The sequence below is a fragment of the Saccharothrix sp. genome (assembly GCF_031180885.1).
GTDB lineage: Bacteria > Actinomycetota > Actinomycetes > Mycobacteriales > Pseudonocardiaceae > Actinosynnema.
In genome coordinates this window covers 16865-28474 of sequence record NZ_JAPSLK010000056.1, presented here as the reverse complement: position 1 = coordinate 28474, position 11610 = coordinate 16865, and the positions used below count along the sequence as shown (strand labels likewise).

Sequence of the window (11610 nt, the reverse complement as noted above, 5' to 3'; positions counted from 1 at the left end):
CTCATCCCCCAGTCACTGCGGGTCACTCAACCCACCTCCGTGCGCACCACCGGGCCGCGGTTGCCCGCGCTGTGGCACAGCTCCTGCCAGACCTGGCCCATCGCCGTCGACGGCCCGGCGACCACCGCGCCCCAGCCGGCCGCCGTCAGCAGGCCACGCGCGTCCTCGGGGTCGGGCGCGGGGTCCTCGCCGCCCGCCGCCCACGCCCGCACGTCCATCACCACGGCCAGGCTGCGCATCCCGCGCGGCCGGTTGCGCACCAGGGCGTCGACCACGGCGGGCGTGCTGCCGCCGAGGATCGCGATGACCTCCTGGCCCGCGCCCGGGTCCACGCCCACCGCGGGTTCCCGCCGGTGCGACGGTTGCAGGGCGGCCAGGGCGTCGAGCACCACGGCGTCGCTGTGCCCGCCGTCGCCCGACCCGCCCGCCAGCACCCGGCCGTCGTCGCCGACCAGCCGCACCTGGTGCCCGAACCGGTGCAGGTGCAGGCACACCGACGCCGCGAACGACACCGCCCACTCCAGCGACGAGTTCGGCCCGGTGCCGCGGTGCGCGACCAGCCGGTGGTCCAGCAGCACCGTCGTGCCGCCGCGCCACGGCCGTTCCTCGACGCGCACCATCAGCTCGTCGCGCCGCGCGGTGGACCGCCAGTGCACCTTCCGCAGGTCGTCGCCGTGTCGGTACTGCCGCACCACGGCGTCGTCCTCGCCCTGCCCGGCGCGCAGCCGGATCGAACCGTCGTCGCCCGCGCCCATGCCGGACCCGCTGGGCAGCCCGGACAGGCCCACCACGCGCGGCACCACGACCAGCTTCGAGCGGCCCGCCAGCTCGCGGTCGAACTCGGCCAGCCCGAACGGGTCGGTGATCCGCGCCATCAGCGGCCCGACCTGCTGGATGCCGCGCATCACCGGCTTCAACGGGTAGCGCAGCGCGGTCACCGTGTTGCGCGGCAGCCGCTCGACGACGAACCGGGGCCGCGCGCCCAGCGCGTACGGCACCGCGTCTTCCAGCAGCAGACCGCCGGTGGGCAGCCGACCGGCCGAGCGCAGCTCGACCTTCACCTCGGTCGCCGCGCCCACCTGCACGCGGCTGGGGAACAGGAACCGGGACGCGTGCAGGCCGACGCGCGCCCGCTGGGCCAGCCACGCCGCCAGCACCGGCAGGGCCACCACGAACGCGGCGACCCGCAGCAGGTCCCGCTCGTTGAGCACGACCGCGCACAGGCCCGCCGCGAACCCGGCGGCGAGGAGGCAGCGGCCCCGGGTGGTCAGCCCGGACAGGGCTCCGCGCATGTCAGCGGTGGTGGCCGTCGCCGTGGCCCGGGACCGGGTGGCCGCCGGGGTGGCGCTGCACGTTCTGCAGGAACTGGCCGGACGGCTCCAGCGCCGCCTGCGGCACCGGCACCCGCTGCAGCAGGTTGCGCACCAGGTCCGCCGCCGACCTGCGCGCCGCCTGCGCCTCCGCGGTCAGCACCAGCCGGTGCGCCAGCACGGGCACGGCCACCGCGTGGATGTCGTCGGGCACCACGAAGTCGCGCCCGGCCAGCGCAGCCTGCGCCCGCGCCGCGCGGACCAGTTGCAGCGTCGACCGCGGGGACGCGCCCAGCCGCAGCTCGGGCAGCCGCCGGGTGGCCGACACCAGCTCCACCGCGTACCGCCGCACCTCGGGCGACAGGTGCACCCGGCGCACCGCGTGCACCAGCTTGAGCACCGTGTCCGCGTCCGAGACCGGGCGCAGGTCGGCCAACGGGTCGTTGCCCGCGTGCTCGTCCACCATCGCCAGCTCGGCCTGCGGGTCGGGGTAGCCGATGGAGACCCGCGCGGTGAACCGGTCGCGCTGGGCCTCGGGGAGGGCGTAGGTGCCCTCCATCTCGATCGGGTTCTGGGTGGCGATCACCATGAACGGCGAGCTGAGCGGGTAGGTGTTCCCGTCCACCGTCACCTGGTGCTCTTCCATGCACTCCAGCAGCGCCGACTGTGTCTTCGGCGAGGCCCGGTTGATCTCGTCGCCGACGACGATGTTGGCGAACACCGGGCCGGGCCGGAACTCGAAGTCGTTGTCCTGCCGGTTGTAGATCGACACACCGGTGATGTCGCTGGGCAGCAGGTCGGGGGTGAACTGGATGCGGCTCACCGAACAGTCGATGGACCGCGCCAGGGCCTTGGCCAGCGACGTCTTGCCGACGCCGGGCACGTCCTCCACCAGCAGGTGGCCCTCGGCGAGCAGCGTCACGATGGCGATCCGGACCACGTCCGGCTTGCCCACGATGACCTTCTCGACGTTCGCCGCGATGCGCCCCACCACGGCGTGCAGTTCGGCGAGCACCTCGTCGGGCCGGCTGTGCACGTGGGCCGTGTTGTTCACGTGATTGAGCCCACCGCCCCCGAAAGAGTGTTCGGGCAGCGCGGCTGGCTGGGTACTCGGAGTCACTCGACCTCCCGAAGACCACCGCGACCGGTTCGCGGAGGCGGTGAGCGTTTCACGCAGTGTGTCAAACCGGGGCGAAGCGCCCCACACCGATTGAACATTCTCGTGCCGCTGGTTTCCACGGCCGTCCCCGGCTGCCGGTTCACCCGCTCCCACCACGATTCCCCACCACCCGCCGGGCTGAACCCGTTTTGCCCGATTTCGCTGGGCCGTTCGGGTGGGATTTGAAGTCGATCACGGCCCTCCGGGCGCCCCGGCCGCTCGGCTCCCCCCACCGCCCCCCACGCTCGTCATCTTCGCTCTACCTGCGTAAACGTTCCCCATCCGGGTGGCTGACCACCCGTTTCAGCGTTGACTGTGGTGAAAAGTGGGGTACTGTGGCGGCCGGTGGGGCAGACGGGGGCCCCACTGCCGGTTCGCCGTCCGGCGGCGGGAGGTGGGTTGCCGTGTTCCTGGGCACGCACCACCCCAGGCTGGACGACAAGGGCCGGCTGACGCTGCCTGCGAAGTTCCGGGACGCGCTAGCGGGGGGTCTCATGGTCACCAAGGGCCAGGACCACTGCCTCTACGTGTTCCCTCGGGCCGAGTTCGAGCAGATGGCGCGCAAGGTCGCGGAGGCGCCGTTCACCAACGAGGCCGTCCGCGCCTACCAGCGCTACCTGTTCGCGGGGACCGACGAGCAGCGGCCGGACGGCCAGGGCCGGGTGTCCATCGCACCGGAACTGCGCCGCTACGCCGGGCTGACCAAGGAGTGCGTGGTCATCGGCGCGGTCAACCGGCTGGAGATCTGGGACGCGCAGGCGTGGCAGCGCTACATGGACGAGCACGAGGACAGCTACGCCGAGGCTCGCGAGGAGGTGCTGCCGGGCGTCTTCTGATCGGGCTTGAACGCTTGAGGTTTCGGGTGCCGTGAGGCCTCGGTCCGCTCGGCTTTCGGCCCTGGCGCACCTTCCCCGGCGCCAGGTCCGACGGGCGGGCGGGGACCTGACGACACCCGAATTTTTGTCGGTGGGGGGATGTGGGAGGGGACATGGGCGAGCGGGCGCGCCACGTGCCGGTGCTGCTCGACCGCGTCCTGGGCCTGCTGGCCCCCGCGCTGGCCGACCGGGACGCGGTGTTCGTCGACTGCACGCTCGGGTTGGGCGGGCACTCCGAGGCGGTGCTGCGGGCCCACCCGCGGGTGCGGTTGATCGGCCTGGACCGCGACCCGCAGGCGATCGAGTTGGCGCGCAAGCGCCTCGAACCGTTCGCCGACCGGATGACGTTCGTGCAGACCACCTACGACCACATCGCCGAGGCGGTGGACGGTCCGGTGGACGGCATCCTGATGGACCTCGGCGTCTCCTCGCTGCAACTCGACGCCGAGGAGCGCGGGTTCGCCTACTCCCGGGACGCGCCGCTGGACATGCGGATGAGCGCGGGCACCGGCATGACGGCCGCGGACGTGCTCAACGAGTACTCGGTGGACGACCTGACCCGCATCCTGCGCGACTACGGCGAGGAGCGGTTCGCCCGCAAGATCGCCCAGGCCGTGGTGCGCGAACGCGCCCGCGAGCCGTTCACCAACTCCGGGCGGCTGGTCGAGCTGCTCTACGACGTGGTGCCCGCGGCGACCCGGCGCACCGGAGGCCACCCGGCCAAGCGGACGTTCCAGGCGCTGCGGATCGAGGTCAACGGCGAACTGGAGTCGTTGCGCCGGGCCCTACCGGCGGCTCTCTCGGTGCTGGCGGTGGGCGGGCGGATCGTCGTGGAGTCCTACCAGTCGCTGGAGGACCGGATGGTCAAGCGGGCCTTCGCCGAGCTGGCCGTCTCCAAGACCCCGCCGGGGCTGCCGGTGGAGCTGCCCGGCCACGGCCCCGAGCTGAAGCTGGTGACCCGCGGCGCCGAGGTGGCGACCGAGCAGGAGATCGAGGACAACCCCAGGGCCGCGCCGGTGCGACTCCGGGCGGCGGAACGGATCAGGGAGGCGACATGACCGCTCCGGCCCGGGCCAACGGCGTGCCGTCCACCCCCGGCACGCCGCGCGAGCGCGCCCTGCGCTCGGTGCCCACCCGTTCGCGTTCGGCGGCGGCCGAGCGCGCCTACGCCCGCCGCGAGCAGCGGACGCGCGCGTCCCGCGGCACCGCCGTCACCCGCCAGCCGGTGGCCGCGCCGCGGGCTCCGTTCGTGGTGATGGTGATGGTCGTGCTGGGGGTCGGGATCGCCGCGATCATGTGGCTGTCCACCCAGGCGACCGCCGACTCGTACCGCTTGCAGGACGCGCGGGCGGAGGAGAAGCGGTTGGCGCGGCAGGTCGAGCAGCTGCGCCGGGAGGTGGCGCTGGCCGAGTCGCCGCGGCAGCTCGCGGAGGCCGCGGCGCGGTTGGGGTTGGTGCCGGTGCAGGACCCGGCGCGGTTGCGGCAGTTGCCGGACGGGACGATCGAGGTCCACGGCAAGCCCTCGGCCGCGCAGGCTCCCGCGCCGCCGGCCACCTCGACGCCCGCGCCGCCGGACCCGAACGCCCAGCAGCCGCCGGCGGACCCCAACGCTCAACAGCCGCCCGCCGATCCGAACGCCCCACCGCCGGCTGATCCGAACGCCCAGCCGCCCGCGCAGCCGGATCCCCACGCGCAACAGCCACCGGCCGACCCGAACGCCCAACCGCCGGTGAATCCGAACGGGCAGCAGCCGGTCGACCCGAACGCACAGCAACCGCCCGCACAGCAGGTGCCCGGAGGTCAGTGATGCCAGGGCCCACCAGGGGGAGGCCCACCAGGCGGCCGTTGCAGGTCCGCGCGCCCAAGCGGCGGCGGGGCGGCAACAGCCGGGTCCGCATCGCCGTCGGCCGGCTGCTGCTGGTCGGCGCGCTGGTGCTGGCCGGGTTGAAGCTCGTGCAGGTGCAGGGTTTCCAGGCGGAAGCCCTGTCCGAGCAGGCCCAGAAGCAGCGGGCCACGCCCATCGACGTCCCGGCGGCGCGCGGCGCGATCACCGACCGCAACGGCAACCAGCTCGCGTTCAGCGTCGAGGCCCGCCAGCTCTACGCCGTGCCGCAGCTGACCCGGGAGAAGTGGGTCAAGGCGCAGGAGGCCGACCCCGACATCGGCAGCTACGAGGACTGGGCGCGCGAGGTCGCGAAGTTCATCCAGGACACGCTCGGCACCGAGGTCAACGGCCAGAAGACCGACGAGCAGACGATGTACTCGCTGATCACCAAGGACATCACCTACGTCGAGCTGGTCGACAACATCGACCCGGCGAAGGCGGCGACGATCACCGAGAAGTACGCCGACATCGGCCAGGAGTACCGCGCGGTCCGCGTGTACCCCAACGGCGAGCTGGCGTCGAACATCATCGGCGCGGCGAACTGGCGGGAGGACCAGGAACCGCCCGCCACGCACGGCGTCCTGGGCCTGGAGAACTCGCAGGACAACGTCCTCGCCGGCCGCATGGGCCGCCGGGTCGTGGACACCATGCAGGGCAACAACAACGTGGTGATCCCCGGCCCCGACCGGTCGCGCGAGCTGGCGGCGGCCGTGCCGGGCCGGAGCCTGGAACTGACGCTGGACGTCGACACGCAGTACGCGTTGCAGCGCATGGTCACCGACTACACGGCCAAGTCCGGCGCGAAGTCCGGGTCGGCGGTGGTGCTCGACTCGCGCACCGGCGAGATCCTGGCCATGGCCAACGACAAGACGTTCGACCCCAACGACTTCGGCAAGGCCTCCGAGGACCAGCTGCGCAACACGGCCGTGTCGTCGGTGTTCGAGCCGGGGTCGGTGAACAAGATCGTGACGGCGGCGACGGCCATCGAGGACGGCATCTACCAGCCGGACAGCGTGCTGACCGTCGACTACACGATCAAGGTCGCCGACCGGGTGATCAAGGACTCGGTGTTCCACCCGACGCAGGACATGACGTTCACCGGCGTGTTCGCGAAGTCCTCCAACGTCGGCACGCTGATGGCGGCGCAGAAGATCGGCGAGGACCGGTACGCGGACATGCTGCGCAAGTTCGGCCTGGGCAAGCGGACCCAGTCCGGCCTGCCGGGCGAGGAATCGGGCTCGGTGCCGCCGCGCAACCAGTGGTCCGGCTCGACGTTCGGCAACCTGCCCATCGGCCAGGGCCTGAACATGACGCTGTTGCAGATGACCGGCATGTACCAGGCCATCGCCAACGACGGCGTCCGGATTCCGCCGAGGATCATCCGGGCGGAGGTGGACCAGAACGGCGCTCGGAAGGAAGTCGAGCGCCCGGAAGAGGTGCGGGTGGTTTCCCCGCAAACCGCGAAGACGGTTCGGGACATGTTCCGCGCGGTGGTGCAGAAAGCGCCGGGGCAGACCGGGACCGGGCCGTCGGCCGCTTTGCCGGGGTACCAGGTTTCCGGGAAGACGGGGACCGCGCAGCAGGTCGACCCGAAGTGCAGTTGCTACAGCCAGAGTTCGTACTGGATCACTTTCGCGGGGATTTTCCCGGCGGACAACCCGCGTTATGTGGTGGGTATCATGCTGGACGCGCCGAGTGGGGGTGGCCAGTACAGCGGGTCGGCGGCACCTTTGTTCCACGACATTGCGTCCTACCTGGCGCAGCGGTACCAGGTGCCGATGTCGGCGGAGCAGGCGCCCGTGGTCCAGCTGGTTCTCTGAGCAGGCGCTAAGGGGTTAGCGCATTTTTAGCGGCACTCGACTGGAAATGTGCAGGTTTATGCGCAACGCGCTTCGCGCTGCTGGGGAGGAAAGCGCTTCGCGTTGCTTGGGAAGGAACGCGCTTCGCGCTCTCAAGCGGACTCGCTGGCGCTCTCAAGAGAAAAGCGGGCCTGGAGACCCCCAGGGGGTGGAAGGGCGTCGGTTCGTCCCCCGTGCGGCCTGCCGGAGGCAACCACGCTCCGGCCCTTTCCGCAACCGGTGAAGCGTGGTTGCGGAAAGGGCCGGAGCGTGGTTGGGCTGCGCCCAGGCCGCACGGGGGACGAACCGAGGCCCCTTCCTGTGGCTTGGCAAGCCCCTGGGAGCGCCTGCGGCGCAAAAGCGGCAGCGCTGTGCGGTGGGGGTGTTTTGGCTGGCACTGAAAGGTTTTCGTGTCCGCAGTGGACGTGGTGGGTGAACACTCTCCGTGCGCCGGTAGCCTTCCGCGCGTGCCTGCCAAGCTTGAGGGCAAGGTCGCGACCGCCCCGCCTCGCCCTTCCCGCGTCCAGCCCGTCGCCGTGTCCGAACTCGCTTCGACCGTGGACGCGCACCTCACCGCGCCCGATCGCGCGCACACCGCCGTTTCCGGGGTGACGTTGCGCGCCCAGCACGTCCGGGCCGGTGACCTGTTCGCCGCGTTGCCCGGGGCTCGGGCGCACGGTGCGGACTTCGCCGAGCAAGCCGTGGCCCGGGGGGCCGCGGCGGTGTTGACCGACGAGGCCGGTGCGGCGAAGGTGCGGGACGTTCCGGTGTTGGTGCACCCGAACCCGCGTGAAGTCCTCGGGACGCTGGCCGCGCGGGTCTACGGCGAGCCCGCGACGAAGGTCGCCGTGTGGGGGATCACCGGCACCTCGGGCAAGACCACGACGAGCTACATGGTCGAGTCCGCGCTGCGCGCCGCCGGGCGCACCACCGGGCTGATCGGCACGGTCGAGACGCGCATCGCGGGTGAGCGGCTGGACAGCGCCCTCACCACGCCCGAAGCGCCCGACCTGCACGCGCTGCTCGCGGTCATGGCCGAGCGCGGGGTCACGGACGTGACGATGGAGGTCTCCAGCCACGCGTTGCGGCTGGGCCGGGTCGGCGGGGTCGGGTTCGCGGTGGCCGCGTTCACCAACCTGTCGCAGGACCACCTCGACTTCCACCCGGACATGGAGGACTACTTCCAGACCAAGGCGCTGCTGTTCGACGGCCGCGCCCGCCGCGAGGTCGTGTGCGTGGACGGGGAGTGGGGGCGTCGGCTGGTCAAGCCAGGCACTGTCACCGTCGCGACCACCGGGGACGCCGACTGGACGGCCTCGGACATCAGCGTGTCCGCGACCGGTGAGCAGCGGTTCACCGCGCACGGGCCGGACGGCCTGGTGTTCGAGGTCGAGTTGCGGCTGCCGGGTGAGTTCAACGTCGCCAACGCGCTGCTGGCCACGGCGTTGCTGCACCTCCAAGGGGTCGACGTCGAGTCGATCCGGCGCGGGCTGGCCGACGTGCAGGTGCCGGGGCGGATGCAGCGGGTGGACGAGGGCCAGGACTTCACGGCCGTCGTCGACTACTCGCACAAGCCGCAGGCCGTGGCGCTCGCGCTGGCCGCCGTGCGCGCCCGGGCGACCGGTCGGATCATCACGGTGCTGGGCTGTGGCGGCGACCGGGACACCGCCAAGCGGCCGTTGATGGGCGAGGAGGCGGCTCGGCGCAGTGACGTGCTGATCGTCACCGACGACAACCCGCGCAGCGAGGACCCGGCCGCGATCCGGGCCGCGATGCTGGCGGGCGCGCTGAACGTGCCCGACGAGGACCGGGGCCAGGTGCTGGAGATCGGCGACCGGCGTGCGGCGATCGAGCACGCGGTGAACCTCGCCCGGCCCGGTGACGTGGTCGTGGTCGCGGGCAAGGGGCACGAGACCGGGCAGGAGGTGGCGGGCGTCGTGCACCCGTTCTCCGACGCCGACACACTCGCGCACGCGATCAGAGAGGTCCGCCGGTGATCCCGCTCAGCCTGGCCGAGATCGCCGACGCGGTCGGCGGCACCCTGCACGGCACCGACGGGACGCCGGTGGTCACCGGCACCGTCGAGTTCGACACCCGCAAGATCACGCCCGGCGGGCTGTTCCTTGCGCTGCCCGGCGAACGGGTCGACGGTCACGACTTCGCGGCCAAGGCGATCGAGCAGGGCGCGGCGGGCGTGCTGGCGGGTCGTCCGGTGGACGGGGTTCCGACGGTCGTGGCGGCTCCGGTGGAGCGCGGGCACGGGAACGCCTATGTGTTGTCCGGGGACAAGGACGGCGCGGGGGCGGCGGTGCTGGCGGCGCTGGCGAAGTTGGCCCGGTACGTCGTCGACCGGCTGCCGGACCTGACTGTGATCGGCGTCACGGGCTCGTCCGGCAAGACCTCCACCAAGGACCTGATCTCGCAGGTGCTGACCCCGCTGGGGCCGACCATCGCGCCGCCCGGGTCGTTCAACAACGAACTCGGGCACCCGTGGACGGTCCTGCGCGCCGACGAGTCGACCCGGTTCCTGGTGCTGGAGCTGTCCGCCCGGGGTCGCGGGCACATCGCGGCGCTGTGCGAGGTGGCGCCGCCGAAGGTCGGTGCCGTGCTCAACGTCGGCAGCGCCCACCTCGGCGAGTTCGGCTCGCGCGAGGGGATCGCGCAGGCCAAGGGCGAGCTGGTCGAGGCGCTCCCGGTCGACGGGATCGCGGTGCTCAACGCCGACGACCCGCTGGTCGCCGGCATGGCCGCGCGGACCAGGGCCGAGGTCTTCCTGGTCGGCGAGCACCCGGACGCCCACGTCCGTGCCGTCGACGTCGAGCTGGACGCGCAGGCCCGGGCCGCGTTCACCCTGGTCACCCAGCAGGGGGAAATCCGCGTGCGGCTCGCGGTGCACGGACCCCACCAGGTCGGCAACGCGCTCACCGCCGCCGCGATCGCCCTGCGCCTGGGCGCGACCCACGAGCAGGTCGCCGAAGCCCTGGGGCAAGCCGAACGGGTTTCCGCGCATCGCATGGCGGTCACCGAACGTCCTGACGGTGTGACGATCGTCAACGACGCCTACAACGCCAACCCGGAGTCGGTGCGCGCGGCGCTCAAGTCGCTCGCCACCATCTCGCGGGCCACCAACCCCGCCCGGCGCAGTTGGGCCGTCCTGGGCCCCATGGCCGAGCTGGGCGAAGACCACGTCCGCGCGCACGACGAGATCGGCAGGCTCGCCGTGCGCCTGGACATCAACAAGCTGGTCGTCGTCGGGGACCAAGCCCGCCCGATGCACCAGGGTGCGCACCTGGAAGGATCATGGGGCGAAGAAGCGGTATTGGTGCCCGATGTGGCGGCGGCCGTGGAGCTGCTGCGCGACCAGGTGCGTCCGGGTGACGTCGTGCTGGTGAAGGCATCCAACTCATACGGCCTGTGGCGGGTTGCCGAGGCCCTCCTGGAGGCGGTCAGCAAGTGAAGAGCATCCTCATCGCGGCGGCCATCGCGCTGATCGCGTCGATCATGCTGACGCCGTACCTGATCAAGATCTTCTCCCGGCAGGGCTTCGGCCAGGAGATCCGCGAAGAGGGCCCCCAGTCCCACAAGACCAAGCGCGGCACGCCCACGATGGGCGGTGTGGCCATCCTGGTCGCGATGTGGGCGGGTTACCTCGGCGCGCACCTGGTGAACTCGATGTCGGCGTCGGCGGCGGAGCAGACGCCCAGCGCGTCCGGCCTACTCGTGCTCATGCTGACCACGTCGCTGGGCATCGTCGGCTTCCTCGACGACTTCATCAAGATCCGCAAGCAGCGCAACCTGGGCCTGAACAAGACCGCCAAGCTGGTCGGCCAGTTCGTCGCCACGATCATCTTCGCGGTCCTGGTCATGCAGTTCCCGAACAAGGACGGCCTGACGCCGGCGTCGGTGAACCTGTCGTTCGTGCGCGACATCGCGGTGGTGTCGTTCGGCGTGGTCGGGTTCGTGGTGTTCTGCTACGCGGCGATCTCCGCGTGGTCCAACGCGGTCAACCTCACCGACGGCCTCGACGGCCTCGCGGGCGGCACGTCCGCGATGGTGCTCGGCACGTACGTGGTGATCAGCTTCTGGCAGTTCCGCTACAACTGCTCCAACCTGCTGGTGGCGGGCTGCTACGAGGTGCGCGACCCGCTGGACCTGGCGCTGGTGGCCGCCGCCGCGATGGCGGGCTGCATCGGCTTCCTGTGGTGGAACGCGGCGCCGGCCAAGATCTTCATGGGTGACACGGGTTCGCTGGCGCTGGGCGGCCTGGTCGCGGGTCTGTCCATCGCGACCCGCACCGAGCTGCTGATGGTCGTGATCGGCGGCATCTTCGTGGTCGAGGCGCTGTCGGTGGTGCTGCAGGTCGCGGTGTTCCGGACGTCGCGGCGGCGGTTGTTCCGGATGGCGCCGTTCCACCACCACTTCGAACTCGCCGGGTGGGCGGAGACCACGGTCATCATCCGGTTCTGGCTGATGGCGGGCATGTGCTGCATGTTGGGCCTGGGCCTGTTCTACAGCGAGTGGCTCACCGCGGCGGGGAGCTGAC

9 protein-coding genes are annotated in these 11610 nt (G+C 71.7%); 7 read left to right on the top strand and 2 right to left on the bottom strand.

Going from position 1 to position 11610, the window contains the following annotated elements:
- Positions 1–26: 26 nt before the first annotated feature.
- Together RIN75_RS36300 and RIN75_RS36295 are read right to left on the bottom strand one after the other, a co-directional pair.
- On the bottom strand, positions 27–1292 hold the full coding sequence (locus RIN75_RS36300) for a DUF58 domain-containing protein (protein WP_309116616.1): 1266 nt from the start codon (positions 1290–1292) through the stop codon (positions 27–29).
- 1 nt (position 1293) lies between these two features.
- Complete coding sequence (locus tag RIN75_RS36295) at positions 1294–2364, bottom strand: AAA family ATPase (RefSeq protein WP_375296068.1); 1071 nt, start codon at positions 2362–2364, stop codon at positions 1294–1296.
- A 509-nt stretch (positions 2365–2873) separates the two neighbouring features.
- Between RIN75_RS36295 and mraZ the strand changes: the two genes are divergently transcribed.
- The 7 genes from mraZ (at position 2874) to mraY (ending at position 11609) form a co-directional block, all read left to right on the top strand.
- Complete coding sequence (gene mraZ / locus RIN75_RS36290; protein WP_121226791.1) at positions 2874–3305, top strand: division/cell wall cluster transcriptional repressor MraZ; 432 nt, start codon at positions 2874–2876, stop codon at positions 3303–3305.
- Positions 3306–3457: 152 nt separating this feature from the next.
- Complete coding sequence (gene rsmH / locus RIN75_RS36285; protein ID WP_309116615.1) at positions 3458–4402, top strand: 16S rRNA (cytosine(1402)-N(4))-methyltransferase RsmH; 945 nt, start codon at positions 3458–3460, stop codon at positions 4400–4402.
- Complete coding sequence (locus tag RIN75_RS36280) at positions 4399–5151, top strand: hypothetical protein (RefSeq protein WP_309116614.1); 753 nt, start codon at positions 4399–4401, stop codon at positions 5149–5151. Before rsmH ends, RIN75_RS36280 begins: the two co-directional genes overlap by 4 nt.
- A complete protein-coding gene (locus RIN75_RS36275) occupies positions 5151–7049 on the top strand; it encodes a penicillin-binding protein 2 (protein WP_309116613.1) in 1899 nt (632 codons plus the stop codon). The genes RIN75_RS36280 and RIN75_RS36275 overlap by 1 nt, the downstream gene beginning before the upstream one ends.
- A 485-nt stretch (positions 7050–7534) precedes the next feature.
- Complete coding sequence (locus RIN75_RS36270) at positions 7535–9064, top strand: UDP-N-acetylmuramoyl-L-alanyl-D-glutamate--2,6-diaminopimelate ligase (protein ID WP_309116612.1); 1530 nt, start codon at positions 7535–7537, stop codon at positions 9062–9064.
- Positions 9061–10524 (top strand): UDP-N-acetylmuramoyl-tripeptide--D-alanyl-D-alanine ligase, encoded by a 1464-nt coding sequence (gene murF / locus RIN75_RS36265; RefSeq protein ID WP_309116611.1) that lies wholly within the window; start codon positions 9061–9063, stop codon positions 10522–10524. Before RIN75_RS36270 ends, murF begins: the two co-directional genes overlap by 4 nt.
- Positions 10521–11609, top strand: coding sequence for a phospho-N-acetylmuramoyl-pentapeptide-transferase (gene mraY, locus RIN75_RS36260; protein ID WP_309116610.1), 1089 nt, complete (start codon positions 10521–10523; stop codon positions 11607–11609). The genes murF and mraY overlap by 4 nt, the downstream gene beginning before the upstream one ends.
- Position 11610: the final 1 nt, after the last annotated feature.

Bases quoted from the DNA above. Each gene is read 5' to 3' on its own strand.
- rsmH (WP_309116615.1), top strand. From the start codon at position 3,458: ATGGGCGAGCGGGCGCGCCACGTGCCGGTGCTGCTCGACCGCGTCCTG.
- RIN75_RS36275 (WP_309116613.1), top strand. From the start codon at position 5,151: ATGCCAGGGCCCACCAGGGGGAGGCCCACCAGGCGGCCGTTGCAGGTC.
- RIN75_RS36300 (WP_309116616.1), bottom strand. From the start codon at position 1,292: ATGCGCGGAGCCCTGTCCGGGCTGACCACCCGGGGCCGCTGCCTCCTC.
- RIN75_RS36280 (WP_309116614.1), top strand. From the start codon at position 4,399: ATGACCGCTCCGGCCCGGGCCAACGGCGTGCCGTCCACCCCCGGCACG.